The sequence below is a fragment of the Citrobacter sp. UYEF32 genome (genome assembly GCF_040546205.1).
GTDB lineage: Bacteria > Pseudomonadota > Gammaproteobacteria > Enterobacterales > Enterobacteriaceae > Phytobacter > Phytobacter diazotrophicus.
Genome location: NZ_JBEPNI010000003.1, coordinates 624,084 through 649,868, shown reverse-complemented (window position 1 = coordinate 649,868; position 25,785 = coordinate 624,084). Strand labels below are relative to the sequence as shown.

26 protein-coding genes are annotated in these 25,785 nt (G+C 54.6%); 3 read left to right on the top strand and 23 right to left on the bottom strand.

The genetic code is table 11. The annotated features are described in order from the left end of the window. Positions 1-20: 20 nt before the first annotated feature. The 10 genes from tolA to ABIB59_RS11315 all read right to left on the bottom strand — a co-directional run bounded on the left by tolA (position 21) and on the right by ABIB59_RS11315 (position 9,522). Positions 21-1,313, bottom strand: coding sequence for a cell envelope integrity protein TolA (tolA, locus tag ABIB59_RS11360; RefSeq protein WP_125125093.1), 1,293 nt, complete (start codon positions 1,311-1,313; stop codon positions 21-23). Between the two features lie 38 nt (positions 1,314-1,351). Further along, complete coding sequence (gene tolR, locus ABIB59_RS11355; protein ID WP_041852068.1) at positions 1,352-1,789, bottom strand: colicin uptake protein TolR; 438 nt, start codon at positions 1,787-1,789, stop codon at positions 1,352-1,354. A gap of 3 nt (positions 1,790-1,792) precedes the next feature. Further along, positions 1,793-2,485: a Tol-Pal system protein TolQ gene (tolQ, locus tag ABIB59_RS11350; protein ID WP_090081892.1), complete on the bottom strand. Its 693-nt coding sequence runs from the start codon at positions 2,483-2,485 to the stop codon at positions 1,793-1,795. After that, the gene (gene ybgC, locus ABIB59_RS11345) at positions 2,482-2,886 is read right to left on the bottom strand and encodes a tol-pal system-associated acyl-CoA thioesterase (protein WP_041852070.1); all 405 of its coding nucleotides are present in this window, start codon (positions 2,884-2,886) and stop codon (positions 2,482-2,484) included. Before ybgC ends, tolQ begins: the two co-directional genes overlap by 4 nt. Positions 2,887-3,093: 207 nt before the next feature. Further along, positions 3,094-3,387 carry a cyd operon protein YbgE gene (gene ybgE / locus ABIB59_RS11340; RefSeq protein WP_041852071.1) on the bottom strand — a complete coding sequence of 98 codons (294 nt, stop codon included), beginning with the start codon at positions 3,385-3,387 and terminating at the stop codon, positions 3,094-3,096. Beyond that, positions 3,387-3,503, bottom strand: coding sequence for a cytochrome bd-I oxidase subunit CydX (gene cydX, locus ABIB59_RS11335; RefSeq protein ID WP_064572420.1), 117 nt, complete (start codon positions 3,501-3,503; stop codon positions 3,387-3,389). Before cydX ends, ybgE begins: the two co-directional genes overlap by 1 nt. 14 nt (positions 3,504-3,517) lie before the next feature. Beyond that, positions 3,518-4,657 (bottom strand): cytochrome d ubiquinol oxidase subunit II, encoded by a 1,140-nt coding sequence (gene cydB / locus ABIB59_RS11330; RefSeq protein WP_354035447.1) that lies wholly within the window; start codon positions 4,655-4,657, stop codon positions 3,518-3,520. Between the two features lie 15 nt (positions 4,658-4,672). After that, positions 4,673-6,241, bottom strand: a complete 1,569-nt coding sequence (gene cydA / locus ABIB59_RS11325; protein WP_041852073.1) for a cytochrome ubiquinol oxidase subunit I — start codon at positions 6,239-6,241, stop codon at positions 4,673-4,675. A 695-nt stretch (positions 6,242-6,936) separates the two neighbouring features. Beyond that, a complete protein-coding gene (locus ABIB59_RS11320; RefSeq protein WP_354035445.1) occupies positions 6,937-8,292 on the bottom strand; it encodes a pyridoxal phosphate-dependent decarboxylase family protein in 1,356 nt (451 codons plus the stop codon). 18 nt (positions 8,293-8,310) lie between these two features. Further along, positions 8,311-9,522 (bottom strand): MFS transporter, encoded by a 1,212-nt coding sequence (locus tag ABIB59_RS11315; RefSeq protein WP_502910503.1) that lies wholly within the window; start codon positions 9,520-9,522, stop codon positions 8,311-8,313. 110 nt (positions 9,523-9,632) lie between these two features. Here ABIB59_RS11315 and ABIB59_RS11310 point away from each other — a divergent pair, with 110 nt between their 5' ends. Next, complete coding sequence (locus ABIB59_RS11310; protein ID WP_041852076.1) at positions 9,633-10,082, top strand: winged helix-turn-helix transcriptional regulator; 450 nt, start codon at positions 9,633-9,635, stop codon at positions 10,080-10,082. 74 nt (positions 10,083-10,156) lie between these two features. On the opposite strand, the gene sucD is transcribed toward ABIB59_RS11310, so the two are convergent. From sucD to sdhC, 8 genes are all read right to left on the bottom strand, one after another. Further along, the gene (gene sucD / locus ABIB59_RS11305) at positions 10,157-11,026 is read right to left on the bottom strand and encodes a succinate--CoA ligase subunit alpha (RefSeq protein ID WP_354035443.1); all 870 of its coding nucleotides are present in this window, start codon (positions 11,024-11,026) and stop codon (positions 10,157-10,159) included. Continuing rightward, a complete protein-coding gene (gene sucC / locus ABIB59_RS11300; RefSeq protein ID WP_041852113.1) occupies positions 11,026-12,192 on the bottom strand; it encodes an ADP-forming succinate--CoA ligase subunit beta in 1,167 nt (388 codons plus the stop codon). Before sucC ends, sucD begins: the two co-directional genes overlap by 1 nt. Positions 12,193-12,309: 117 nt before the next feature. Continuing rightward, positions 12,310-13,536, bottom strand: coding sequence for a 2-oxoglutarate dehydrogenase complex dihydrolipoyllysine-residue succinyltransferase (gene odhB / locus ABIB59_RS11295; RefSeq protein WP_041852078.1), 1,227 nt, complete (start codon positions 13,534-13,536; stop codon positions 12,310-12,312). Positions 13,537-13,550: 14 nt separating this feature from the next. Continuing rightward, the gene (sucA, locus tag ABIB59_RS11290; protein ID WP_041852079.1) at positions 13,551-16,358 is read right to left on the bottom strand and encodes a 2-oxoglutarate dehydrogenase E1 component; all 2,808 of its coding nucleotides are present in this window, start codon (positions 16,356-16,358) and stop codon (positions 13,551-13,553) included. Positions 16,359-16,631: 273 nt separating this feature from the next. Further along, positions 16,632-17,348: a succinate dehydrogenase iron-sulfur subunit SdhB gene (sdhB, locus tag ABIB59_RS11285; RefSeq protein WP_041852080.1), complete on the bottom strand. Its 717-nt coding sequence runs from the start codon at positions 17,346-17,348 to the stop codon at positions 16,632-16,634. A 15-nt stretch (positions 17,349-17,363) separates the two neighbouring features. Beyond that, the gene (gene sdhA, locus ABIB59_RS11280) at positions 17,364-19,130 is read right to left on the bottom strand and encodes a succinate dehydrogenase flavoprotein subunit (RefSeq protein WP_041852081.1); all 1,767 of its coding nucleotides are present in this window, start codon (positions 19,128-19,130) and stop codon (positions 17,364-17,366) included. Beyond that, positions 19,130-19,477, bottom strand: a complete 348-nt coding sequence (sdhD, locus tag ABIB59_RS11275; protein ID WP_041852082.1) for a succinate dehydrogenase membrane anchor subunit — start codon at positions 19,475-19,477, stop codon at positions 19,130-19,132. Before sdhD ends, sdhA begins: the two co-directional genes overlap by 1 nt. Then, entirely contained in the window at positions 19,471-19,875 is a 405-nt protein-coding gene (gene sdhC, locus ABIB59_RS11270) for a succinate dehydrogenase cytochrome b556 subunit (protein ID WP_047371241.1), read from the bottom strand. Before sdhC ends, sdhD begins: the two co-directional genes overlap by 7 nt. 274 nt (positions 19,876-20,149) lie before the next feature. Between sdhC and ABIB59_RS26385 the strand changes: the two genes are divergently transcribed. Continuing rightward, positions 20,150-20,332: a hypothetical protein gene (locus tag ABIB59_RS26385; protein ID WP_075203577.1), complete on the top strand. Its 183-nt coding sequence runs from the start codon at positions 20,150-20,152 to the stop codon at positions 20,330-20,332. A gap of 180 nt (positions 20,333-20,512) precedes the next feature. Next, positions 20,513-21,799 carry a citrate synthase gene (locus ABIB59_RS11265; RefSeq protein ID WP_041852084.1) on the top strand — a complete coding sequence of 429 codons (1,287 nt, stop codon included), beginning with the start codon at positions 20,513-20,515 and terminating at the stop codon, positions 21,797-21,799. 98 nt (positions 21,800-21,897) lie between these two features. Here the strand turns inward: ABIB59_RS11265 and nei are convergent, their stop codons facing one another. Genes nei through ABIB59_RS11240 form a run of 5 tightly spaced genes read right to left on the bottom strand, consistent with a single transcriptional unit; the run spans position 21,898 to position 25,775 of the window. Continuing rightward, positions 21,898-22,689 carry an endonuclease VIII gene (gene nei, locus ABIB59_RS11260; protein ID WP_354035439.1) on the bottom strand — a complete coding sequence of 264 codons (792 nt, stop codon included), beginning with the start codon at positions 22,687-22,689 and terminating at the stop codon, positions 21,898-21,900. 12 nt (positions 22,690-22,701) lie between these two features. Continuing rightward, positions 22,702-23,442 (bottom strand): 5-oxoprolinase subunit PxpA, encoded by a 741-nt coding sequence (gene pxpA / locus ABIB59_RS11255; RefSeq protein WP_354035437.1) that lies wholly within the window; start codon positions 23,440-23,442, stop codon positions 22,702-22,704. Beyond that, positions 23,432-24,364, bottom strand: a complete 933-nt coding sequence (pxpC, locus tag ABIB59_RS11250; RefSeq protein ID WP_354035435.1) for a 5-oxoprolinase subunit PxpC — start codon at positions 24,362-24,364, stop codon at positions 23,432-23,434. Before pxpC ends, pxpA begins: the two co-directional genes overlap by 11 nt. After that, a complete protein-coding gene (gene pxpB / locus ABIB59_RS11245) occupies positions 24,358-25,014 on the bottom strand; it encodes a 5-oxoprolinase subunit PxpB (RefSeq protein WP_041852088.1) in 657 nt (218 codons plus the stop codon). Before pxpB ends, pxpC begins: the two co-directional genes overlap by 7 nt. A gap of 11 nt (positions 25,015-25,025) precedes the next feature. Continuing rightward, positions 25,026-25,775 carry a type 2 GTP cyclohydrolase I gene (locus ABIB59_RS11240; protein ID WP_079498361.1) on the bottom strand — a complete coding sequence of 250 codons (750 nt, stop codon included), beginning with the start codon at positions 25,773-25,775 and terminating at the stop codon, positions 25,026-25,028. Positions 25,776-25,785 lie beyond the last annotated feature (10 nt).

The following is a 25,785-nucleotide window of genomic DNA, read 5'->3' as shown; positions in this document are numbered from 1 at the left end:
TTTACATGAGAAAAACGTTACTAAGGTTTAAAGTCCAGTGGCGCATTTTTAAACACTTCGTAAACCGCCTGGCTTGGTGGCTTAGGAATTTTTGCCTGGCGTGCCGCTGCCAGTGCAGCCTGACAAAGCGCAGGATCCCCACCTTCAGACTGAATGTCTTTCAGCGTACCATCAGGGCCAAGTTTTATACGTAACGTACAAACCTTGCCAGTAAAGGACGGATCCATATAAAACTTGCTCTCAATGGCCGATTTGATCATACCCGCATAGTTGCTGATATCAGCCCCGGACGCACCATTATTTTTCGTGTTACCACTCCCGGCGGCGGCGGCATTAGCCCCTTTTGCACCACCACCTGTTTTCGGCGCATTCTTACCGGAACTCAGGTCGCCCAGCAGATCGTCAACGCCTGACGCGGCAGCCGCTTTCTCTGCAGCCGCTTTCTTGGCTGCAGCAGCTTTCTCGGCAGCGGCTTTCTTGTCGGCAGCAGCCTTCTCAGCAGCGGCTTTCTTATCTGCAGCGGCCTTCTCAGCAGCAGCGGCTTTTTCAGCGGCGGCTTTCTCTGCCGCTGCCTTCTCGGCAGCCGCGGCTTTTTCAGCGGCGGCCTTCTCTGCTGCGGCTTTTTTCGCAGCGTCCGCAGCCGCTTTCTTCTCAGCATCCTGCTGAGCTTTCTTCGCGGCTTCGGCTTCGGCTTTCTTCTGAGCATCGGCTGCAGCTTTGGCCGCTTCAGCTTCGGCTTTTTTCTTCGCATCAGCCGCCGCTTTAGCTGCATCGGCTTCTGCTTTTTTCTGTGCATCTGCCGCCGCTTTCTTCGCGGCTTCCGCGGCTTCTTTTGCCTGTGCATCCGCTTTCGCTTTTGCATCAGCAGCGGCTTTTGCTGCAGCTTCTTCCGCCTGTTTTTGCGCTTCCTGCGCTTTCTTCGCGGCGTCTTCTGCTTTTTTCTGTTCTGCGGCCTGCTCACGGGCAGCTTCTTGCGCCTGCAAACGTTCCTGCTCAAGCTGTTTTAAGCGCTCCTGCTCGGCAGCCTGTTTTTCACGCAGTTCTTCTGCCTGCTGCTGGGCCTGCTTGTCACGTTGCTCTTGCGCACGCTTTGCGCTGGCCTGTTGCTGCTGCTGACGGTTGTAATTCTGGACAACGGCACCGGGATCGACCATTACCGCATCAATAGAAGAACCGCCGCCGCCACCCGCAGAAGCATCAATATTTTCATCAAACGAACTCCAGATCAGCAGTGCAACCAGAATCACATGCAACACCGCCGAAATGATTATCGCTCGTTTAAGTTTGTCGTTTTGTTCGGTTGCCTTTGACACTCTCGGTTCCCAAAAACTGCCGCCTGTTAAGCCGGTGATCAGATAGGCTGCGTCATCAAGCCAACCGATTTAACACCCGCGCTGTGTAACAGGTTTAGCGCTTTAATGATTTCATCGTAAGGCACTTCTTTTGCGCCACCGATCAAGAAAACGGTTTTCGGATTTGATTGCAGGCGACGCTGCGCTTCTGCAATCACTTGCTCTGGCGGTAGCTGATCCATGCGATCTTTTTCCACCACCACGCTGTATTGTCCGACACCGGAAACCTCAATAATGACCGGAGGATCGTCATTGGTGCTGACGGTTTTCGACTCTGTCGCATCCGGCAGGTCAACCTCCACGCTCTGGGTGATGATCGGTGCGGTTGCCATAAAGATCAGCAACAGCACCAGCAGCACGTCCAGCAGCGGAACAATATTGATTTCGGATTTGAGGCCACGACTGTTACGGCTGCCCCGTCCACGCGTTCTGGCCATGGTTTACCCCTTGTTGCTCTCGGTGCTGGTAAACGCCTGACGATGCAGAATAGCCGTGAACTCTTCCATAAAGTTGTCGTAGTTCAGCTCCAGTTTGTTCACGCGCTGGTTCAGGCGGTTGTAGGCCATTACCGCCGGAATCGCTGCGAACAGGCCGATTGCGGTGGCGATCAACGCTTCGGCGATACCCGGCGCAACCATCTGTAAGGTTGCCTGCTTCACCGCACCCAGTGCGATAAAGGCGTGCATGATCCCCCACACCGTACCAAACAGACCAATATACGGGCTGATGGAGCCGACGGTACCGAGGAAAGGAATATGCGTTTCCAGGTTTTCCAGCTCGCGGTTCATCGAAATGCGCATCGCCCTGGATGCCCCTTCGACAATCGCTTCCGGCGCATGGCTGTTGGCACGGTGTAAACGCGCAAACTCTTTGAACCCGCTGTAGAAGATTTGTTCCGAACCCGTCAGGTTATCACGACGCCCCTGGCTTTCCTGGTACAGACGCGACAGTTCAATGCCCGACCAGAACTTGTCTTCAAAGGCTTCCGCTTCACGACCGGCTGCGTTGAGAATGCGCGTTCGCTGGATGATGATGGCCCAGGATGCGATTGAAAAACCAATCAAAATCAACATGATAAGTTTGACCAGAAGGCTAGCCTTCAGGAACAAATCAAGGATGTTCATGTCAGTCACTGCTTAAACTCCGCGACAATAGACTTGGGAAGCGCACGAGGCTTCATTAAGAGTGGATCAACACAGACAATCAGTACCTCAGCTTCGTTCAGAACTGTATTCTCTGCGTTGACGATCCGCTGCGTGAAGACCAGAGAGGTCCCGCGCATTGATGTAATTTCCGTTTGGACTTCGAGCATATCGTCGAGTCTGGCGGGCGCAAAATACTCCAGCGTGAGCTTGCGTACCACGAATGCGACGCGCTCGGCCAGCAAGACTTGCTGGCTAAAGTGATGGTGGCGCAGCATCTCAGTGCGTGCTCGTTCATAAAAAGCCACGTAGCTGGCGTGGTAAACCACACCACCGGCGTCGGTATCTTCGTAATAGACACGAACCGGCCATCGAAACAGCGTTGTATTCACTTTACATCCCGGTAATGCAATTAAATTGTGTCCTGTCATGGTTCGCGGATGGTGCTGATGAACAATGGCAGGACTCAACCTCAAGTTAGAGCTTTTAAACTTCGCTACTATACGCGCGGGGAAGATGGTTTGGAATGGGTAGAAGTAAACGGAGAGTAAAAATATATGGGCTTTTGCAAGCCCATATCATAAGCGGAGATTTCTTATTCAAAAGAAGAAGAAAATCAAACCTGCCAGCATTACCAGGTCTGCGATCAGCGGGCAAAAAATGCCTTGCCAGTGTATCGCGCGGGGACGGAATCCTACCCCATGAATCACACCAGCGCAGACGGCCCACATCAGCAGAAAGCCATGCCAGATTTCCAGGTCGCTGGTCTTTGCCGCGAAGCGCGAGGGATCCCAAAAGATACAGCCTGCCAGCACTAATGCCATAATTAAGGAAAGCGCCCTTAACGGGCGCTTATCCATTACCGCATAAAGTTTCGCGATAATCTCGTTCATCAATGCTCTTCTTGCTTACCGGCTTTCAGCGCTTCCACGTGTTCAAATGCCAGCGCCGTAATCACTCCAAAAGCACAGGCAAGAAGCGTTCCTAAAATCCATGCGAAATACCACATTATCAGCTCCTTACTTAGTACAGAGAGTGGGTGTTGCTTTCGATGTCTTCTTTCGTAATACGACCGAACATTTTCCAGTAACACCAGGCGGTGTAAATCAGGATGATCGGTACGAAGACCAGCGCCACAAAGGTCATCAGGTTCAGGGTCATCTGACTGGAGGTAGCATCCCACATGGTCAGACTGGCGTTCATCATAATGCTTGACGGCATGATGAACGGGAACATCGCGATACCCGCAGTCAGGATAATGCAGGCCAGCGTCAGTGAAGAGAACACGAACGCCAGTGCGCCTTTTTCCGCACGCGAAGTCAGCACCGTCAGCAGCGGCAACACCACACCAAGTGCAGGAATCGCCCACAATGACGGGATGTTATAGAAGTTTGCCAGCCAGGCACCGGCCTGACGCGCCACTTCTTTATTCAGCGGGTTGGAAGCAGCATGGTGATCCATGGCGGAAGTCACAACATAACCATCAATACCGTAGACCACCCACACCCCGGCCAGCACGAAGCAGATCGTAGTAACCAGTGCAGCAACCTGCGAAGTAGTACGTGCACGCAGATGCAGTTCACCCACCGTACGCATTTGCAGATAGGTTGCGCCCTGGGTGATGATCATCGCCACGCTTACCACACCGGCCAGCAGACCAAACGGGTTAAGCAACTGGAAGAAGTTCCCGGTGTAGGTCAGACGCAGATATTCATCGACGCTGAACGGTACGCCCTGCAGCAGGTTACCAAAGGCAACACCAATGACCAGCGGCGGCACAAAGCTACCGATGAAAATGCCCCAGTCCCACATGTTGCGCCAGCGGCTCTCTTCGATCTTAGAGCGATAGTCAAAACCTACCGGACGGAAGAACAGAGAAGCCAGCACCAGGATCATCGCCACATAGAAACCGGAGAACGCGGCGGCATAGACCATTGGCCAGGCTGCGAACAATGCACCACCCGCGGTGATCAGCCATACCTGGTTACCGTCCCAGTGTGGTGCGATGGAGTTAATCATCACACGGCGTTCGGTATCGCTACGACCCAGGAAACGGGTGAGCATGCCCACCCCCATGTCGAAGCCGTCGGTGACGGCGAAACCGATCAGCAGAATGCCAACCAGCAGCCACCAGATAAAACGTAATACTTCATAATCGATCATTTGACGACTCCTGTCTTAGCGTGCCGGCTGAGAAGCCACAGTGGACTGCTCGTAATGATAGCGGCCAGTTTTCAGGCTGCTTGGGCCCAGGCGTGCGAACTTGAACATCAAGAACATTTCAGCCACCAGGAACAGGGTATACAGACCGCAAATCAGGATCATCGAGAACAGCAGGTCGCCTGCGGTCAGGGTCGAGTTCGCCACGGCGGTCGGCAGCATTTCACCGATAGCCCACGGTTGACGACCGTACTCCGCCACAAACCAGCCGGATTCGATAGCAATCCACGGCAGCGGGATGCCATACAGCGCAGCACGCAGCAGCCATTTTTTCTCGCCGATGCGGTTACGGCAAACGGTCCAGAACGACACGGCGATGATGAACAGCATCAGCACGCCACACGCCACCATAATACGGAAGGCGAAGTACAGCGGCGCCACACGTGGAATGGAGTCCTGCGTTGCCTGTTTAATCTGCGCTTCGGTCGCATCCGCCACATTCGGCGTATAGCGTTTGAGCAGCAAGCCGTAACCCAGGTCTTTCTTCACGTTGTTGAACTCATCGCGTACGGACGGGTCTTTCGAACCGGAACGCAGTTGTTCAAGCAGATGATACGCTTTCATACCGTTACGGATACGCTCTTCATGCTGCACCATCAGGTCTTTCAGGCCGATAACCGGCGTGTCGACAGAACGGGTAGCGATGATGCCCAGCGCGTAAGGGATCTGGATGGACATATGGTTTTTCTGCGCATCCTGGTCCGGAATACCAAACAGGGTAAACGCTGCCGGTGCAGGTTGGGTTTCCCACTCTGCTTCGATGGCCGCCAGTTTGGTTTTCTGCACGTCACCCATTTCGTAACCAGATTCATCACCCAGTACGATAACGGACAGTACAGCAGCCATACCGAAGCTCGCTGCGATAGCAAAGGAGCGTTTCGCGAACGCGATGTCACGACCGCGCAGCAGATAGTAAGAGCTGATACCGAGGATGAAGATAGCACCACAGGTATAGCCAGAGGCCACGGTATGGACAAATTTCACCTGAGCAACCGGGTTGAGTACCAGTTCGGCGAAGCTGACCATTTCCATACGCATGGTTTCGAAGTTGAAATCTGCAGCAACCGGGTTTTGCATCCAGCCGTTTGCCACAAGGATCCACAACGCGGACAAGTTGGAGCCCAGCGCGACCAGCCAGGTCACTGCCATATGCTGTACTTTGCCCAGACGATCCCAACCGAAGAAAAACAGACCTACAAAAGTGGACTCGAGGAAGAAGGCCATCAAACCTTCAATGGCCAGTGGCGCACCGAAGATGTCCCCAACGTAGTGAGAATAGTAAGACCAGTTAGTCCCGAACTGGAACTCCATGGTCAAACCAGTGGCCACGCCCAGTGCAAAGTTGATACCAAACAACTTGCCCCAGAACTTGGTCATATCTTTATAAATCTGTTTGCCGGAGAGGACGTAGACCGTTTCCATAATGGCCAGCAAGAACGCCATACCGAGCGTCAGTGGCACAAAAAGGAAGTGGTACATCGCGGTCAAGGCAAACTGCAAACGTGACAGTTCGACTATATCTAACATCATGACTCCTTGCTCATCGCATGAAGACTCCGAGAGTAAACCTCGTCAGCGAAGGTTTACGCGCATGCCCCAATACAAAAGTTGTTGCACTTTTAAATCATCATCAGCAATAACGTTGATGCTGATTCAAAAAAGTTACAACTACGTTAATAAAAAACCCAAATTGATCTCTCGAATATATTACTCCGCAAACCCCTTACAATAAAAAGGTTTTTATTGTGTTTGTTTTACGTTTTTCGACAGTGATCAATTTATACTGAATTTAGCAGTTTTAAGCCAATTTGATCGGCGACAATTTAACTATTTTTGATGCCTTTTCCAAGCTTTTAAATATTGATTTAAATCAATTTCATCACTTTCTGTTAATTTTGTAGACACGACATCCTTTTAGTAAAAAAGGTGTTAACAATATGTATATCTTAACGCAGACAACCGTTATCAAACGGTCGCGAAAGAGAAATAATTACCCGCTTATTTAACGTTTAATCCTGGGTGTGCATTGCGGCTTGCAAAAAAGGTCCGATCGCTCAGGTAAAAAGAGGTGATGTTATTCCCCTCATTTATTTCACAATAATTTCACTTTCAGAAAAAAATATTTAACACCACACAGTTACTATTCAATAAAAAAGGCCGCGCAGTGTTACGCAGCCTTAAGTAAAAATCTAACAGGAACGGCTTATTAACATTCCTCAAGGTTATGATTGTTGGCTTTCCGCATTAATTTGTCCCAACAATTCCAGAAGCGCATCCACATCCTGCCGCTGTGTGCGCCAGGATGAAACACTAATACGTAGCGCTGGCCTTCCCTGCCAGCGGGTAGTGCCAAACCAGGTTTTACCCGAGGCTTGTGCCGCAGCCAGTACGGCCTCCGTTTGCGCGTCACTTCCGCAACGAAACAGTACCTGATTAATCACCACACGGTTCATCACCTCAAACCCAAGCTGTTTCAGCCCCTCGCTGATGACGCGAGCCAGCATGCAGTGTCTGTCGACCATCTCGCGTACTCCTTCACGCCCCAGCACGCGCAGCGCGGCCCAGACCGGGATTCCTCGTGGGCGACGAGAAAACTCCAGCGTCAGATTCTTCTGCGCATCGGCACTGGCGCTCATGTAGACCGCATCGCTGTTCATCGCCCCGGCCAGAACCTGAGGATCGCGACAAATGACCATCGCGCAATCATAAAGCGTGTTGAGCCACTTATGAGCATCGGTGGTCCAACTGTCAGCCAGTTCAATGCCCTGTGTCAGCGCCGCCTGTGATGACGCGCGAGCCCAGAGACCAAAGGCGCCGTCAACATGGACCCATGCCCCTGCCGCGTGGGCCAGTGGGATAATCTGCGCGAAAGGATCAAACTCACCTGTATTCACCTCCCCTGCCTGCAGGCAAAGTATGGTGCGGGCATCAAGCGGCGGCAGTTGCTGCACGTCAACACGCCCGAACGCGTCTACTGGCGCAATAATCAGTCGCGACATGCCGAACCCCAGAATACGCAGCGCCTTTTTCACCGTGATGTGAACCAGTTCGGAGACCACCACTTTGATTTCCGGCGCGCCGGGCAATCCGTCGTTGTCGATATCCCAGCCTTCACGTGCCAGCAGCTCACGGCGCGCTGCCGCCAGAGCGGCTAAGGTACATGCCGTTGCGCTGGTGCCAAAACCAACGGCGCTTTCACGCGGCAAGTCCAGCGCTTCCAGCACCCAGCGGCCCGCAACACGTTCCACCGTGTCGGCAACCGGTGAGTTCAGAAACGACGACGCGCACTGATCCCAGGCGACCATTAACCGCTCAGCCGCTGAGGCGGAAGGCAATGTCGCCCCCACCACGAAACCCAAATAACCCGGCCCGTTCGATGCTGTAGTCGCAGGTGAACCGATATCATCCAGCAGGGCCAGCGTCTGCTCAGCCGATTCCCCTGCCTGCGGTAGCGGTTCATCAAACGCGCTTAGCGCGGCGATAGCATCAGCATCAGGAAAAACGCGTCGCGTGCTGTTCCCCTCCAGATAACGTAAGCCGCGCGCATCAGCCTCAGCCAGCAGTTCCCGTTCGTTCATCTCATTACCCCTGTTGTCTTAATTCTCATCTGGCATCAGATGCCGCGTTAACGCCCATATCATCAGCGCCAGTAGACTTACCGCCGCCCCTAATAAACAGACCCCCTGCCAGCCATAGTGAGCAAATACCGCAGTGGTCGCGATAGCCCCTACCCCACTTCCCGTGGCGTAGAACAGCATATAGAGGGCAATCAGCCGCCCGTGTGCCGCTGACGTGCGCAAAATCATGCTCTGATTGGTAACATGCAGCGCCTGCCCACCCAAATCCAGCAGCACAATCCCTACCAATAACAGTGCCAGGGAATGCTCAAGCTGTGACAGGGGCCACCATGCCAGTAAGAGCAGCACCAGCGCATAAAAACTGGTGCGCTGCCCATGACCGCGGTCGGCATCGCGCCCGGCTCGGGTCGCGGCAAGGGCTCCCGCCACACCGGCAAGCGCAAACAGCCCAATCACTGTATGTGAAAAACCATAGGGAGGCGCACTTAGCGGGAGCACCATCGCACTCCAGAAAATCGTAAAGGCGGCAAACATTAACAACGCCAGCACGCCGCGAATTTGCAATACGCGATCGGTACAGAGTAATGTCAGCATCGAGAACAGCAGTTGTCTCGCACTGACGGATTCGGGATGCACACCAAAGCGCGGTAGTTGTCGCCAGAGCAGCGGCAGCAGTACCAGCATCATTAACGCAGAAGCGCCATATACTGCGCGCCATCCCGCCAGATCGTTCACCACACCGGCAAAGACACGTGCCAGCAGCAAACCGATAAAAACACCGCTCTGGGCCGCGCCGACCACCCGCCCACGCTCCTGAACATCGGCAGCACTGGCCGCACAGGCGATAAGCCCCTGCGTCATCGCCGTGCCGAGCAACCCCGTCGCCAGCATGCTCACCAGCAAAACCCAGGCAGATTGCGCCATCACAACGATACCAAGCGCAGCAATCAGCGCCAGCAGTTGCAACAACATCAGGCGCCGTCGCTCCACAATATCCCCCAACGGCACCAGCAGCAGTAATGCCAGCGCACAGCCCACCTGCGTGGCGGTGACCACACCGCCCACCGCAGCCTGACTGATGGCGAAGTCCCGTGCCAGCATGTCGAGCAGCGGTTGCGCGTAATAAACATTCGCCACACTCAGCCCACTGGCGATGGCAAACAGCAACACCAGGCTACGCGGCATCGCTGTCGGTTTCATGGTTTCACTGCATAGGGTTGCAGCAGGCATACTGCATATCTCTTCTTTCATCGCCCCACCTGGTTGCAAAAGAAAACTAGTTGAAGCGTAAATAAACCAGTTTTAAAATGCAACTTGAAAGTTTTTCACAAGGCCCGGCTATGACATCTGAACGCTCCCCCGCTTACCAGCCCTGCCCGGTCGCCCGGTCAGTCGATATCATCGGCGATCGCTGGGCGCTGCTTATCGTGCGCGACGCGTTCGACGGCGTGCGGCGTTTTGGCGATTTTCAGCGTGGCCTGGGGATGGCGCGCAATATTCTCACCGACCGTCTGCGTAAGTTGGTCGAGGCGGGTATTTTCGCCACCCAGCCTGCGTCTGACGGCACGGCGTATCAGGAGTATGTGCTGACGCAAAAAGGGCAATCACTCTTTCCGGTTATCGTCGCACTACGTCAGTGGGGCGAAGGCCATCTGTTTGCCCCGGGCGAACCGCATTCGTTGCTGGTGGATACACGCACCGGTGAGGCCATCCCTCCGATGGCCCCGGTCGCGCCTGACGGCCAAAGATTGACCGGTGAAAACACCCGCGTGCGTAAAATCGGCGCATAAAAAAGGCCGCTCTTTTCGGAGCGGCCAACCATGTCGAACATATTACAGCCCCTTTCAACGAGGGGCATTGAGTCTTATTTGATAATCGCTTTCAGCGCTTCGCCGATATCGGCCAGGCTGCGAACTGTTTTCACGCCAGCGGCTTCCAGAGCGGCGAATTTCTCATCCGCTGTCCCTTTACCCCCTGCGATGATTGCACCCGCGTGACCCATACGTTTGCCTTTCGGCGCGGTCACACCAGCGATATAACCGACAACCGGTTTGGTCACGTGATCTTTGATATAAGCCGCCGCTTCTTCTTCCGCGCTACCGCCGATTTCACCGATCATGACGATCGCTTCGGTCTGCGGATCTTCCTGGAACAGTTTCAGGATATCGATGAAGTTAGAGCCCGGGATCGGGTCACCGCCGATACCCACACAGGTGGACTGGCCGAAGCCGTAGTCGGTGGTCTGCTTAACCGCTTCATAGGTCAGCGTACCAGAACGGGAGACGATGCCCACTTTGCCTGGCTGGTGAATGTGGCCCGGCATGATGCCGATTTTGCATTCGCCTGGGGTGATAACGCCAGGGCAGTTCGGCCCAATCATGCGCACGCCCGCTTCGTCGAGTTTCACTTTCACAGTCAGCATATCCAGCGTCGGGATACCTTCGGTGATGGTGATAATCAGCTTAATGCCTCCGTCAATCGCTTCCAGAATGGAGTCTTTGCAAAACGGCGCCGGAACATAGATAACAGACGCGGTTGCGCCCGTTGCTTCTACCGCTTCACGCACGGTGTTAAACACCGGCAGGCCCAGATGGGTGGTGCCGCCTTTGCCTGGCGTAACGCCGCCGACCATTTGCGTACCGTAAGCAATCGCTTGTTCGGAGTGGAAAGTACCCTGGCTTCCGGTGAAACCCTGGCAGATAACTTTGGTGTTTTTATCAATTAAAACGGACATTATTTCCCCTCCACTGCGGCAACGACCTGCTGCGCTGCATCCGTCAGACTTTTCGCTGCAATAATATTCAGGCCGCTGTCAGCCAGACGCTTCGCGCCCAGCTCCGCGTTGTTACCTTCCAGACGAACGACAACCGGTACGTTAACACCCACTTCTTCTACCGCGCCGATGATGCCGTCGGCAATCAGGTCACAGCGAACGATACCGCCGAAGATGTTAACCAGAACGGCTTTCACGTTTTCGTCAGACAGAATGATTTTGAACGCTTCGGTTACGCGCTCTTTGGTCGCGCCACCGCCCACGTCGAGGAAGTTTGCCGGTTCGCCGCCGTGCAGCTTAACGATGTCCATCGTCCCCATCGCCAGGCCTGCACCGTTAACCATGCAACCAATATTGCCTTCCAGCGCAACGTAGTTCAGTTCCCAGTGTGCTGCCTGCGCTTCGCGCGGGTCTTCCTGAGACTGGTCACGCATTTCGCGCAGTTCGGATTGACGGAACAGTGCGTTGCCGTCAGCGCCCAGTTTGCCATCGAGGCAGATCAGGTCGCCCTGTTTAGTGATGACCAGCGGGTTAATTTCGATAAGCGCCAGGTCGCGCTCCAGGAAAATGGTCGCCAGGCCCATAAAGATTTTGGTGAACTGCTGAACCTGCTTGCCTTCCAGGCCCAGTTTGAACGCCAGCTCGCGCCCCTGGTACGGCATGGGGCCGGCCAGCGGGTCAAGGGCGATTTTGTGGATAAGGTGCGGGGTTTCTTCCGCCACTTTCTCGATTTCTACGCCGCCTTCGGTAGACGCCATGAACACAACGCGACGGGAGCTACGATCAACAACAGCGCCCAGATACAGCTCTTTGCCGATGTCAGTCGCTGCTTCAACCAGGATCTGGTTGACCGGCTGACCATTGGCGTCTGTTTGATAGGTCACCAGACGTTTGCCAAGCCAGTTTTCCGCGAACGCGCGAATATCTTCTTTGCTGTTAACAACTTTTACACCGCCCGCTTTACCACGGCCACCTGCGTGTACCTGGCACTTCACTACCCACGGACCCGCGCCGATTTTAGACGCAGCCTCTTCCGCTTCACGCGGTGTCGTGCACGCATAGCCTACAGGAGCAGGCAAACCGTAACGGGCAAAAAGCTGTTTTGCCTGATATTCATGTAAGTTCATGTGTTCTATCCATCCTTCATTAGACTTGTTACGCCGGACGGCGCTGCGCGCATCCGGCTTACAATGCAGGTGTTCGTTTTTGTAACCCGGCAGCATTACGCCGCCGGGCAAAGGACACTACACGTCCAGCAGCAAACGTGTCGGATCTTCCAGCAGCTCTTTAATCGCCACCAGGAAGCCAACGGATTCGCGGCCGTCAATCAGGCGGTGATCATAAGAGAGCGCCAGATACATCATGGGCAGAATTTCAACTTTGCCATCTACAGCCATCGGGCGGTCTTTAATGGCATGCATACCCAGAATGGCGCTCTGCGGTGGGTTGATGATTGGCGTAGACATCAGCGAACCAAACACACCGCCATTGGTAATGGTGAAGTTACCACCGGTCAGGTCTTCAACGGTCAGTTTGCCGTCACGCCCTTTCACCGCCAGATCTTTAATGCGTTTTTCGATGTCGGCCATGCCCAGGGTATCCACATCGCGCAGAACCGGGGTCACCAGGCCACGCGGCGTAGAGACCGCCATGCTGACATCGAAATAGTTGTGGTACACCACATCGTCACCATCGATAGAGGCGTTCACTTCCGGATAGCGTTTCAGCGCTTCCACCACGGCTTTCACGTAGAAGGACATAAAGCCCAGGCGGATGCCATGACGTTTTTCAAAGGCATCGCCGTACTGCTTACGCAGATCCATAATCGGCTTCATGTTCACTTCGTTAAAAGTCGTGAGCATGGCGGTGGAGTTCTTCGCTTCCAGCAGACGCTCTGCCACACGTTTACGCAGACGGGTCATCGGCACGCGTTTTTCAGAGCGGCCCGCCAGTTGCGGTGCAGCAGGTGCTGCAGCCGGCGCGGCAGGTTTACTTTCTTCTTTTTTCGCCGGTGCTTTCGCCAGATGTTTTTCAATATCTTCGCGAGTCAGACGGCCACCGACGCCGGTGCCTTTAATGGCGCTGGCTTCAAGATTATGCTCGGCCAGCAGGCGACGGATAGCCGGGCTGAGCGCGTCGTTGTTTTGCTCTTCGAGAGACGCCTGCTGGCGCTGAGCCGGGGTAGACTCTTTGGCGTCAGATTTTGCGCTGCTCTCTTTACCTGCGCTGTTACCTTCGCGCAGGCGGCCCAGAATCTGGCGTGACGTTACGGTAGTGCCTTCATCTTCCAGCACTGCGTCCAGAATGCCGTCTGCCGATGCCGGTACTTCCAGTACCACTTTGTCAGTTTCGATTTCTACCAACACTTCATCGCGTTGGACGGTATCGCCCGGTTTTTTGTGCCAGGTCGCAACGGTCGCGTCAGCAACGGACTCAGGCAGGTCGGGTACAAGAATATCTACGCTACTCATTATTTATCCTTTAATTAATCGACGTTCAGCGCGTCATTGACCAGAGCTTGTTGCTGTTTCTGGTGAACGGACAGATATCCTACCGCTGGCGAAGCGGAGGCCGGGCGACCTGCATATTGCAGGGCTGCCCCAAACGGAATCACTTCTCGCAGATGATGCTGGCTGCAGTACCATGCGCCCTGGTTGAGCGGCTCTTCCTGGCACCAGACAAAATCCTGTACATGCGCATACGGTTTCAGCGCTTCCTGCACCGACTGGTGCGGGAACGGATACAACTGCTCAATCCTGACAATGGCGACGTCTTTCTGATCGTTCTTACGACGCTGTTCAAGCAGGTCATAATAAACCTTACCAGAACACAGAACGACGCGCTTAACCCCTTTCGGATCAAGGGCGTCTATCTCACCGATCGCGGGCATAAAGGTGCCATTCGCCAGTTCATCGAGACTGGAGACCGCCAGCGGGTGGCGCAGCAGCGATTTCGGCGACATGACAACCAGCGGACGGCGCATACCGCGCAGCGCCTGACGACGCAGCATGTGGTAAACCTGTGCCGGGGTTGACGGTACACAGACCTGCATGTTTTGTTCAGCGCACAACTGCAGATAACGCTCCAGACGCGCGGAGGAGTGCTCCGGCCCCTGGCCTTCGTAACCGTGCGGCAGCAGCATCACCAGACCACACATACGGCCCCATTTCTGCTCACCGGAACTGATGAACTGGTCGATAACCACCTGAGCGCCGTTGGCAAAGTCACCGAACTGCGCTTCCCAGATGGTCAGGGTACGCGGCTCTGCGGTGGCGTAACCGTACTCAAACGCCAGAACCGCTTCCTCAGACAGAACGGAGTCCCAGACTTTGAACGGCCCCTGGCTATTGTGGACGTGATGCAGCGGCGTATAGGTTGAACCGTTGGCCTGGTTATGGATAACCGCGTGACGATGGAAAAACGTGCCGCGACCAGAATCTTCACCGGACAGACGGACGGAGATACCTTCGTCAACCAGAGTCGCATAGGCAAGGTTTTCCGCGCCGCCCCAGTCGAACAGTTTCTCGCCCGACGCCATCGCCTGACGGTCGTTGTAAATTTTTGCAACGCGGGCCTGCATTTCGATGGATTCCGGCACCGTACTGATGCGTTTGGCCAGTTCCTGCAGGCGCTTCATTTCGACCTTGTTCGGGTAGCTCTCATCCCATTCATGGTTGAGGTACGGCGACCAGGTAAAAGAGTGCATGTTCATCGGACGCCACTCTTTCACGACACACTCGCCGGCATCCAGTGCGTCACGGTAGAGATTCACCAGTTCGGTCGCGTCTTCCAGCGTCGCAACACCGTCATGCTCCAGCTTGTCAGCATAGATTTTGCGCGGGGTCGGATGTTTTTTGATTTTCTGGTACATCAGCGGCTGAGTTGCGCTCGGCTCGTCGGCTTCGTTATGGCCATGACGGCGATAGCAGACCAGGTCGATGAACACATCGCGTTTGAAGGTATTACGGAAGTCCAGCGCCACACGAGTAACGAAAGCGACGGCTTCCGGGTCATCCGCGTTAACGTGGAAAATCGGCGCCTGCACCATTTTACCGATATCGGTACAGTATGGCGTGGAGCGCGCATCAAGCGGGTTAGAGGTGGTGAAGCCCACCTGGTTGTTGATGACGATACGCACGGTACCGCCCACTTCATAACCGCGCGCTTTGGACATGTTCAGGGTTTCCTGAACCACGCCCTGACCTGTAACGGCAGCGTCACCGTGAATCGTGATTGGCAGAACTTTGTTGCTGCTCGGCTCATCCAGGCGGTCAAGACGTGCACGCACGGACCCCATTACTACCGGGCTGACGATTTCAAGGTGCGACGGGTTAAACGCCAGCGCCAGGTGCACAAGCCCACCTTCGGTTTCGATATCGGACGAGAAACCCATATGGTATTTCACGTCACCCGTACCGAGGTGCTCTTTATGTTTACCCGCAAATTCGTCAAACAGATCCTGCGGTTTTTTACCCAGCACGTTAATGAGCACGTTCAGACGACCGCGGTGCGCCATACCCAGCACCACTTCGCGCGTGCCGCTTTTACCGGCATGGCGAATCATCTCTTTGAGCATCGGCACCAGTGCATCGCCGCCTTCCAGCGAGAAGCGTTTCGCACCGGGGAATTTCGCGCCCAGATAACGCTCCATCCCTTCTGCCGCCGTCAGTTCACTGAGGAAACGTTTTTTCTCATCAGCGGTAAAGGAGGCTTTGCCAGCAACGGATTCAATACGCTGTTGGATCCAGCGTTTTTCTTCGGTGCTGGTAATGTGCATATATTCAGCACCGATGGAGCCGCAGTAGGTTTGTTTCAGAGCTGCGATCAAATCGCCAAGCTGCATCGTGTCTTTGCCGATGGCAAAAGAACCTACGTTGAACGTCTCCTGGAAGTCTGCCTCGGTCAGGTCATGGAATGACGGGTCGAGGTCTGCAACGCGCTCTTGTTGCCACAGTCCCAGCGGATCGAGATTGGCCTGCTGGTGACCGCGGAAACGATAGGCGTTAATGAGCTGCAGGACTTTTACCTGCTTCGCATTGGTGTCAGGGTCAGAAATGGAGGAAGAGTAACGTGAGGCATCCTTCGCCAGACGACGGAAATAATCACGTGTTTTGGAATGGAATTGATCCGGTTTCACTCCGGTGCCCGGTAACTCTTCAAACATGGAACGCCATGTCGCATCTACCGAGTCAGGATCGGTTAAGAAGTCTTCATAGAGCTGTTCTATCCAGCTCTGGTTCGAACCAGAGAGGTAAGAAGAGTCCAGCCAGGCTTTCAAAGCGCTGTTCTGCATCGTGATCCCTTAAGCATTGTTATGCTTACTTCGCCGTGGATAACTACAACGCGCGCGGCAGGGCGCACACGTCCCGGGGTTCACTTGCGAGCTCTTCTCTTTGTTGGCCCGCGAAGGAACCTTTAAAAACTGTCTGAATATTTTCCCTCACCCCTGCCCTCTCCCGGAGGGAGAGGGGGAAGAACGTGCGGCAGTTTTTAAAGGTCTCCTGCAATCTATTCCCTCTCCCCTTGGGGGAGAGGGTTAGGGTGAGGGGAAAAGCGCCCCTCTGACTTACGCGCTACGTTGCAACAACATCGACTTGATATGGCCGATGGCGCGCGTCGGGTTCAGTCCCTTCGGACAGACACTGACGCAGTTCATAATGCTATGGCAGCGGAATACGCTGAAAGCATCACTCAGCCCTTCCAGGCGGTTATCGGTCTCGGTATCACGACTGTCAATCAGGAAGCGATACGCGGCCAGCAGACCGGCTGGACCGATAAACTTATCCGGATTCCACCAGAACGACGGACAGGACGTGGAGCAGCATGCACAAAGGATACATTCGTACAGCCCATCGAGTTTTTCACGCTGTTCGGGCATCTGCAGATGCTCACGCGCAGGTGGATTTTGCCCATTATTCAATAAGTAAGGCTTAATCTTCTCATATTGGGCATAGAATTGCCCCATGTCCACAACCAAATCACGGATTACCGGCAGCCCCGGCAGTGGGCGAATCACAATCTTCTGCTTACCGTTGCCCAGCGCCGACAGCGGCGTAATACACGCCAGACCGTTTTTCCCGTTCATGTTGAGGCCGTCTGAACCGCATACCCCTTCGCGACAGGAGCGACGGAAAGAGAGACTCGGGTCTTTTTCTTTTAGCTGCATCAACGCATCGAGCAGCATCATGTCACGACCTTCTTCCCCTTCCAGGGTGTAATCCTGCATGCGCGGAGCGTCGTCAACATCCGGGTTATAGCGATAAATTGAAAACTCGAATTTCATATTCCTGTCTCCGCATTAGTAAGTACGAATCTTCGGCGGGAAAGCCGGACGCAGTTTCGGTTCCATGTTGACGCTACGGCGCGTCATGGATTCCGTCTCTGGCAGATACAGGGAATGGCACAGCCAGTTTTCATCATCACGCTCCGGGAAGTCGAAGCGGCTATGCGCGCCACGGCTCTCGGTACGGAAGTTGGCAGATACCGCCGTCGCGTACGCGGTTTCCATCAGGTTATCCAGCTCCAGGCACTCAACACGCTGGGTGTTAAATTCACTGGAGGTGTCATCCAGACGGGCATTTTTCAGGCGTTCACGAATGACTTTCAGTTGCTCAAGACCTTTCGCCATCGCGTCGCCTTCACGGAAGACCGAGAAGTTATGCTGCATACATTCCTGCAACGCTTTACGAATGGTCACCGGATCTTCACCTGAACGGTTATTGTTCCAACGGTTGAGACGCTCCAGCGAACCTTCAATGTCAGATTCACTCGCATCGCGCAGTACGCCCTGCTCAGCGATAGACTCTTGCAGATGCAGACCCGCCGCACGACCAAAGACCACAAGGTCAAGCAGAGAGTTGCCGCCCAGACGGTTGGCACCGTGCACCGATACGCAGGCAATTTCGCCCACTGCGAACAGGCCTGGGATCACCACATCTTCACCCTGCGCGTTCACCGTCAGCGCCTGACCGGTCACTTTGGTCGGGATCCCGCCCATCATATAGTGGCAGGTCGGGATCACCGGGATCGGCTCTTTTACAGGATCGACGTGCGCAAAAGTACGGGACAGCTCCAGAATGCCAGGCAAACGCGACTCCAGCACCTCTTTACCGAGGTGGTCGAGTTTCAGTTTGGCGTGTGGACCCCACGGACCGTCACAGCCACGACCTTCACGGATTTCGATCATGATGGAACGTGCCACCACATCACGACCCGCCAGGTCTTTTGCGTTCGGCGCATAGCGCTCCATGAAACGCTCACCATGTTTGTTTAAGAGATAGCCGCCTTCACCGCGGCAACCTTCGGTGACCAGCACCCCCGCCCCGGCGATACCGGTCGGGTGGAACTGCCACATTTCCATATCCTGCACCGGCACACCGGCACGCAGCGCCATCCCGACACCGTCGCCGGTATTGATGTGCGCGTTGGTAGTGGACTGGTAAATACGACCCGCGCCGCCCGTTGCCAGTACGGTCGCACGGGCTTTGAAGTAAACCACTTCGCCGGTTTCAATGCACAGCGCGGTACAACCGACGACTGCACCATCCTGGTTTTTCACCAGATCCAGCGCGTACCACTCGGAAAAAATAGTAGTGTGGTTTTTAAGGTTTTGCTGATAAAGCGTATGTAATAACGCGTGCCCGGTACGGTCAGCCGCCGCTGCGGTACGTGCAGCCTGCTCGCCACCGAAATTTTTCGACTGGCCGCCGAACGGACGCTGGTAGATGCGGCCGTCATCGAGACGCGAAAACGGCAGGCCCATATGTTCCAGTTCCAGAATGGCTTCCGGACCGGTTTTACACATATATTCAATGGCATCCTGGTCGCCGATGTAATCGGAACCTTTTACCGTATCGTACATGTGCCATTCCCAGTTATCTTCGTGGGTATTGCCCAGCGCTACCGTAATGCCGCCCTGAGCGGATACAGTGTGAGAACGGGTTGGAAAAACTTTAGAAAGCAGCGCACAGGTCTGGCCGCTTTGGGAAATTTGTAACGCCGCGCGCATACCTGCGCCGCCTGCGCCAATAACGACAGCATCAAATTCTCTGACTGGCAGTTTCATCACACACCCCACACCACAACGAATCCATAAATAACGTAAGCCGCGAGTGCAACGACAATAGCCAGTTGCAGAATCAGGCGCACAGCCAGCGGTTTAACGTAGTCGGTCAACACCTGCCACATGCCAATCCAGGCATGAATCAAAATGGAGAACAGTGCCAGCAGGGTGAAGACTTTCGTGAAGGCGGATGAGAAGAAGCCTGTCCAGACTTGCCAGGTAATATCGCCAGTGATAGCGAAAAAACCGACCATATAGATGATATAGAGCGTCAGGACGATTGCGGTAGCACGGACCAGAATGAAGTCATGTACGCCGTTGCGTCCTAATGCGGAGGCGTTGCTTACCATACGAGGACTCCTGCGAGAAGTGAAAGCACGACAGTAATTGCAAATGACACGTTGGCGGAACGTTTTCCTGCCTCAAAAGTTTCTTCCAGCCAGCCAAAATCCATCAGCATGTGGCGAATACCGCCAACCGCATGGTAAGCCAGTGCAGTCAGAATGCCCCACAAAATGAATTTAACAAAAAAACCACTCATAATAGCGGAGGCAGACTGGAAGCCTTCTTCGGATGACAGCGACAGGCCCAGTAACCACAGCAGGATACCGACCGCCACAAAGGTGATGACGCCGGAAACGCGGTGAAGAATGGACGCTATTGCCGTAACAGGAAACCGGATCGTTGCGAGATCCAGATTAACAGGTCTTTGTTTTTTCACATTTTTTATCATGAATAACGCCCACATGCTGTTCTTATAGTTTCCTTCCTCCGGTCTGCTTGCGGGTCAGACAGCGTCCTTTTCTATAACTGCGCGTAATGCAAAATTTCAGCTTCCAGATGCGAAACGACAGGTTACAACGCTGGGTGGCTCGGGATTGCAGGGTATTCCGGAGACCTGGCGGCAGTATAGGTCGTTCACAAAATCATTACAATTATCCTACATATAGTTTGTCGGGTTTTATGCTGAACAGTGATCATGGTCACGATAACAACATTATTTTAAAATTTAATCATCTGATTTGACAAAAGTTAAACATTCTTGTTACAAACTTCATCAGAAGAGAGATATAATTCGCAAAAGTTATGGGGTCTATCTTTCACCTGCAAATAAGTTATGCAACAGTGTGATGAAGTTGACCGAATTAATCAGGACAGTTATTAGTGATAGCAGGTTTGACAAAATCCGACTGCTAAGAACCTGATTTGTTGCTGTTTTGACTGTACTTTCAATGTGTACCTGCTAGCGCCCATCGCTCTGTACCCTGGTTTTTCCTCTCATCAGAGCAGCGAGCCAAATAATAATCTGGTAGCGTTAAAAGGCAGTTTGAATGCAAATCCGGTAACAGGTAGTCTTAAGCAATAAGGCGCTAAGGAGACCGTAAATGGCTGATAAAAAAGCAAACATCACCTATAATGGTGACGCTGCTATTGAACTGGATGTGCTAAAGGGCACGCTCGGTCAGGATGTTATTGATATCCGTAGTCTCGGTTCAAAAGGTGTATTCACTTTTGACCCAGGTTTCACCTCTACCGCATCATGCGAATCCAAAATCACCTTCATTGATGGCGACGAAGGTATCCTGTTGCATCGTGGTTTCCCGATAGACCAACTGGCCACCGATTCCAACTATCTCGAAGTCTGCTATATCCTGCTGTACGGCGAAAAACCGACGCAGGAGCAATACGATGAGTTCAAACTCACCGTCACTCGCCACACAATGATTCACGAGCAGATTACCCGTCTGTTCCATGGCTTCCGTCGTGACTCTCATCCGATGGCGGTTCTGTGCGGCGTGACTGGCGCGCTGGCGGCGTTCTACCATGACTCTCTGGATGTGAACAATCCGCGTCACCGTGAGATTGCAGCCTTCCGCCTGCTGTCCAAAATGCCGACTGTGGCAGCGATGTGTTACAAATATTCTATCGGTCAGCCTTTCGTTTATCCGCGTAACGACCTCTCCTACGCTGGTAACTTCCTGCATATGATGTTCGCCACTCCGTGCGAAAGCTATGAAGTGAACCCGGTGCTGGAACGTGCAATGGACCGCATCCTGATCCTGCACGCTGACCATGAGCAGAACGCCTCGACTTCCACCGTCCGTACCGCAGGCTCCTCGGGTGCGAACCCGTTTGCCTGTATCGCCGCGGGTATTGCTTCCCTGTGGGGGCCGGCGCACGGCGGCGCGAACGAAGCCGCGCTGAAAATGCTCGAAGAGATCAGCACCGTTAAACACATTCCGGAATTCCTGCGTCGCGCCAAAGATAAGAACGATTCGTTCCGTCTGATGGGCTTCGGTCACCGTGTCTACAAGAACTATGACCCGCGCGCGACCGTTATGCGTGAAACCTGCCATGAAGTATTGCGTGAGCTGGGTACCAAAGACGATCTGCTGGAAGTGGCAATGGAACTTGAGCATATCGCGCTCAACGACCCGTACTTCATCGAGCGTAAGCTGTACCCGAACGTGGACTTCTACTCCGGTATCATCCTTAAAGCGATGGGCATTCCGTCTTCCATGTTTACCGTTATCTTCGCGATGGCGCGTACCGTGGGCTGGATTGCACACTGGAACGAAATGCACGACGACGGCATTAAAATTGCCCGTCCGCGTCAGTTGTACACCGGTTATGAAAAACGCGATTTCAAAACCGATCTCGAAAAGCACTAAGCTGCTGATAGTAAAAAACCCGCTGCGGCGGGTTTTTTATTGGCTGCCGTCTGGCGGCAAAGAATTAACGCCAAAACCAGTGGCCCGGCTAAGCAGAATTACTTCTGACACCCCGGACACCCATAAAACGGACGCGAAGAGAGGGTCGATTTTTCGATTATCCCCCCGCAGCGCTCGCAGACCTGCCCGGCCCGGTGAAAAACGTTAAAGCGAAATAGCGCCCCGTGATGGTGGTTTTCATCCACCCTGCCGCGCGTCTGGTAGGAAAGGCGCGGAATGTCGAGAAGCGCCTGGGCCAGCGTGTCGAGCTGGGCCTCATTGAGATCAATCGCTTTATGCTGCGGCGCAAGGGCGGCATGCCACAGGATTTCCACGCGCAAGTAGTTCCCCAGTCCGGCGAGAAACGCCTGATCAAGCAGCAAACCGGAAAACTGGCGACGACAAAACCGGGGAGATAATAACCGCGATTTGACCTGTTCGACGGTCAGTGACATATCCAGCACATCCGGTCCTACGCGCTGTAAAAAAGGATGAACAGCCAGTTCGTCGGCGGTCAGTATCTCGATGTCAGAGGCGCTATAGAGCAAAATGGCTTTGTCTTTCGCCGCCAGCCGTACACGCAGCACGCGGTTGGTTTCTGTCACCTCTCCCACTTCAACCACCCGCCAGACGCCGTACAACTGGTTGTGGCTGTACATCGTCATGCCATTGGAAAAGTGGGTCAGCAACGCTTTACCCCGGGTTTCAATGCGTTCAACGCACTCGCCAACCAGTGTCGGCGCGAAAGAGTGAAGATGGGGAAAGGCAAACCAGACATCCGTGAGCGGTTTACCTTTGATGGCCGCTTCAAGACTGTCTGCTGCACGGCGAATTTCAGGACCTTCTGGCATTACAACATCCTTTTAATTTTCTGCGCTCACGACAATACCAGACCGATCGAATGCTTCACGCAGGCGACGGGCAAATGCCAGCGCATGTTCACCGTCGCCATGCAGGCAGACGGTTTGCGCACGCAGCGCAACATCACGCCCGTTGATGCTTTTAACATTACCGGATAAGACCATCCGCAGCGTTTGCGTCAGCGCGGCCTCGTCATCGGTAATCAGTGCCCCCGGCTGTGAACGTGGCACCAGCGTGCCATCGTCCTGATAACCGCGATCGGCAAACACTTCCTCGCGCGTGGTAAGTTGAAGGTGTTTTGCGGCGCGAATAAGCTCACTGCCCGCAAGACCGACCAGAATCAACGCCGGGTCACAGTCGCGCACCGCGCGGGCGATAGCTTCCGCCAGCATGGGATCGACGGCGGCCTGGTTATACAGCATGCCGTGCGGTTTGACATGAACCATGCGTCCCCCTTCGGCACGCACAATCGCCGCCAGCGCGCCGCACTGGTAAAGCGTCTGCGCGTAGACGGTCTGTGGGGGTAATTGCATCGCCGTGCGGCCAAAATTCTCCCGGTCAGGAAAGCTCGGGTGTGCCCCCACCGCCACGCCATTTTTCAACGCCTCCTGCACACATTCGCGCATGGTTTGCGCATCGCCCGCATGAAAGCCACAGGCGATATTGGCTGAGGAGACCAGTTTCAGGAGCGCGGCATCATTGGCGCACCCTTCCCCCAGATCGGCGTTTAAATCAATTTTCATTACGCAGCCGCCACGACAGTTGTTCCAGGTAACGTTGCTGATCCTGGCGCGCCGCCAGCGCCTCTTCCAGCGTACAGGGAACAAAATGGATAGGATGCCCAAGAGGGATCTGCGCCAGATGGTACATGTCGGCCTCGATAATGCAGGCGATCCGCGGGTAACCGCCCGTTGTCTGAGCATCATTCATTAACACGATGGGTTGCCCATTCGGCGGCACCTGTACCACGCCGGGTAAAAGCCCGTGCGACACCAGCTCGCGATCGGTGGCACGTATTAACTTATGGCCCTGCAAACGGTATCCCATACGGTTACTTTGCGGGTCGAGATGCCATGGCACGCGCCAGAAGGCCTCCTGCGAGTGCTGATCAAACTCCCGATACTCCGGCCCTGGCAGTGCGCGAATGCGGTTGCCCCAAAGCAACTGCTTCACCCCTTGTGGCCCCTTAAAGTTCTGCGTAACAGCCCGCAACGGGATTTCGTCGCCATCACGCAGTAAGCGGCCTTCCAGCCCACCTAGCCCGGTTTTTAAATCCGTACTGCAGGAGCCCAGGACTTCCGGCACGTTCAGTCCACCGGCAACGGCCAGATAACTGCGCATGCCGTGCTGCGGTCGTTTCAGTACCAGCTTTTGCCCAGCCTGGACCGGGTAGCGCCAGCCCGTCCAGACAGCTTTGCCGTCGAGTTTGGCTTCACAACCCGCGCCCGTCAGCGCAAACCACGTCGCTTCGTTAAACTGCACTTCACACTGACCGAGCGTTATCTCAAGGCCTGGGGCATCGCCCTCGTTACCGACCAGCGCGTTGGCGATGTGCAGCGCCGGGCCATCCAGCGCGCCACAATAGCTGACGCCGGATTGCCGCAGCCCCACACGTTTACCTGCCTGGATTGTGGTGTAGATACCCGCACGAAGAATTTTCAGCATATGCCCTCCTTACGCGGGATAAACCGCAGTGTGTCACCGGGGCGAAGCAATACAGGTTCTGAAAGCGACGGGTTAAACAGCGGCAGTTCGGTGCGGCCAATCAGGTTCCAGCCGCCCGGTGTTTCGAGCGGATAGATCCCCGTTTGCGCCCCGCCAATGGCAACAGATCCGACAGGCACGCGCACGCGAGGTTCGGCGCGACGCGGCGTGGCGAGGTTTTCGGGCAGACCGCCCAGATATGGGAAGCCCGGCTGGAATCCTAAAAACCACACCACATAATCAATGGAAGAGTGCAACTCAACGACCTGTTTCTGCGTCAGCCCGGTATGGCGCGCCACATCAGGCAGATCCGGCCCGGCTTCGCCGCCATAAATGACCGGGATATCGATTATGCGCGATTCAGGTTCCAGCGCTTCGCTCTCTTCCCACCAGCGCTGTAAACGCTCAATGGCATCCAGCGCCAGGGTTTGCGGATCGCGCAATACCACGGTGATGTTATTCATTCCAGGAATAGCTTCAACCACATCGGGCACATCCGCCAGACGCTGCGTTAAGCGCCAGATACGTTTTTGCGTCGCCAATGTGACGGGAGGCTCCAGCTCCAGCACCACCGCCGTTTCACCTAACAGATAACAACGTGCTCTCTGCACTGTCCCGCTCCTTATGCCGGATTCGGAATATCAATAAATGTCACGTCCAGATCGGTATTCTCCGTCAGCCATTCGCTCAGTGCACGAATACCGCCGCGCTCGGTGGCATGATGACCTGCTGCGTAAAAATGCAGGTTCTGCTCACGCGCCGAGTGAATGGTTTGCTCAGAGACTTCTCCGGTAATAAACGCGTCAACGCCAAAACGGGCAGCGTTATCGATAAAGCCTTGACCACCGCCGGTGCACCAGGCGACGCGCTTAATCAGCTCGGGCCCGGTATCACCGCTCCACAGTGGCCTGCGCCCAAGGCGCGCTTCAATCCAGGATGCCAGTTCCAGCCCCGGTACCGGCATTGCCAGTTCGCCCCACGGCAGCAGCGCATCACCGTCAACGGTGCCCATCACCGTGATCCCCAGCAGCGAGGCCAACTGGACGTTATTGCCCAGCTCCGGGTGCGCATCCAACGGCAGATGCCAGCCGTAGAGGTTGATATCATTCGCCAGCAGCGTTTTCAGGCGATTGCGCTTCATGCCACGAATGATCGCCGGTTCGTTTTTCCAGAAATAACCATGGTGCACAATCACCGCGTCGGCTTCCTGGCGTACCGCTTCATCAAGCAATGCCTGGCTTGCCGTTACACCGGTGATGATTTTTTTGACGGTTTCGCGTCCCTCAACCTGTAGGCCATTCGGACCGTAATCGCTGAACGCCGCACTGTTGAGTTTTTCGTTGATCAGTTTTTCCAGTTCGGTATTTTTCATCGTCACTCTC

What these genes read in the sequence shown, in the direction of transcription:
- ABIB59_RS11310 (WP_041852076.1), top strand. Translation starts at nt 9,633, where the DNA reads ATGACATCTGAACGCTCCCCCGCTTACCAGCCCTGCCCGGTCGCCCGG.
- ABIB59_RS11265 (WP_041852084.1), top strand. Translation starts at nt 20,513, where the DNA reads ATGGCTGATAAAAAAGCAAACATCACCTATAATGGTGACGCTGCTATT.
- sdhA (WP_041852081.1), bottom strand. Translation starts at nt 19,130, where the DNA reads ATGAAACTGCCAGTCAGAGAATTTGATGCTGTCGTTATTGGCGCAGGC.
- tolR (WP_041852068.1), bottom strand. Translation starts at nt 1,789, where the DNA reads ATGGCCAGAACGCGTGGACGGGGCAGCCGTAACAGTCGTGGCCTCAAA.
- ABIB59_RS11320 (WP_354035445.1), bottom strand. Translation starts at nt 8,292, where the DNA reads ATGAACGAACGGGAACTGCTGGCTGAGGCTGATGCGCGCGGCTTACGT.
- sdhB (WP_041852080.1), bottom strand. Translation starts at nt 17,348, where the DNA reads ATGAAATTCGAGTTTTCAATTTATCGCTATAACCCGGATGTTGACGAC.
- sdhC (WP_047371241.1), bottom strand. Translation starts at nt 19,875, where the DNA reads ATGTGGGCGTTATTCATGATAAAAAATGTGAAAAAACAAAGACCTGTT.
- odhB (WP_041852078.1), bottom strand. Translation starts at nt 13,536, where the DNA reads ATGAGTAGCGTAGATATTCTTGTACCCGACCTGCCTGAGTCCGTTGCT.
- nei (WP_354035439.1), bottom strand. Translation starts at nt 22,689, where the DNA reads ATGCCAGAAGGTCCTGAAATTCGCCGTGCAGCAGACAGTCTTGAAGCG.
- sucD (WP_354035443.1), bottom strand. Translation starts at nt 11,026, where the DNA reads ATGTCCGTTTTAATTGATAAAAACACCAAAGTTATCTGCCAGGGTTTC.
- cydX (WP_064572420.1), bottom strand. Translation starts at nt 3,503, where the DNA reads ATGTGGTATTTCGCATGGATTTTAGGAACGCTTCTTGCCTGTGCTTTT.
- ybgE (WP_041852071.1), bottom strand. Translation starts at nt 3,387, where the DNA reads ATGAACGAGATTATCGCGAAACTTTATGCGGTAATGGATAAGCGCCCG.
- ABIB59_RS11240 (WP_079498361.1), bottom strand. Translation starts at nt 25,775, where the DNA reads ATGAAAAATACCGAACTGGAAAAACTGATCAACGAAAAACTCAACAGT.
- sucC (WP_041852113.1), bottom strand. Translation starts at nt 12,192, where the DNA reads ATGAACTTACATGAATATCAGGCAAAACAGCTTTTTGCCCGTTACGGT.
- ABIB59_RS11315 (WP_502910503.1), bottom strand. Translation starts at nt 9,522, where the DNA reads ATGCCTGCTGCAACCCTATGCAGTGAAACCATGAAACCGACAGCGATG.
- pxpA (WP_354035437.1), bottom strand. Translation starts at nt 23,442, where the DNA reads ATGAAAATTGATTTAAACGCCGATCTGGGGGAAGGGTGCGCCAATGAT.
- sdhD (WP_041852082.1), bottom strand. Translation starts at nt 19,477, where the DNA reads ATGGTAAGCAACGCCTCCGCATTAGGACGCAACGGCGTACATGACTTC.
- pxpC (WP_354035435.1), bottom strand. Translation starts at nt 24,364, where the DNA reads ATGCTGAAAATTCTTCGTGCGGGTATCTACACCACAATCCAGGCAGGT.
- cydB (WP_354035447.1), bottom strand. Translation starts at nt 4,657, where the DNA reads ATGATCGATTATGAAGTATTACGTTTTATCTGGTGGCTGCTGGTTGGC.
- cydA (WP_041852073.1), bottom strand. Translation starts at nt 6,241, where the DNA reads ATGTTAGATATAGTCGAACTGTCACGTTTGCAGTTTGCCTTGACCGCG.
- sucA (WP_041852079.1), bottom strand. Translation starts at nt 16,358, where the DNA reads ATGCAGAACAGCGCTTTGAAAGCCTGGCTGGACTCTTCTTACCTCTCT.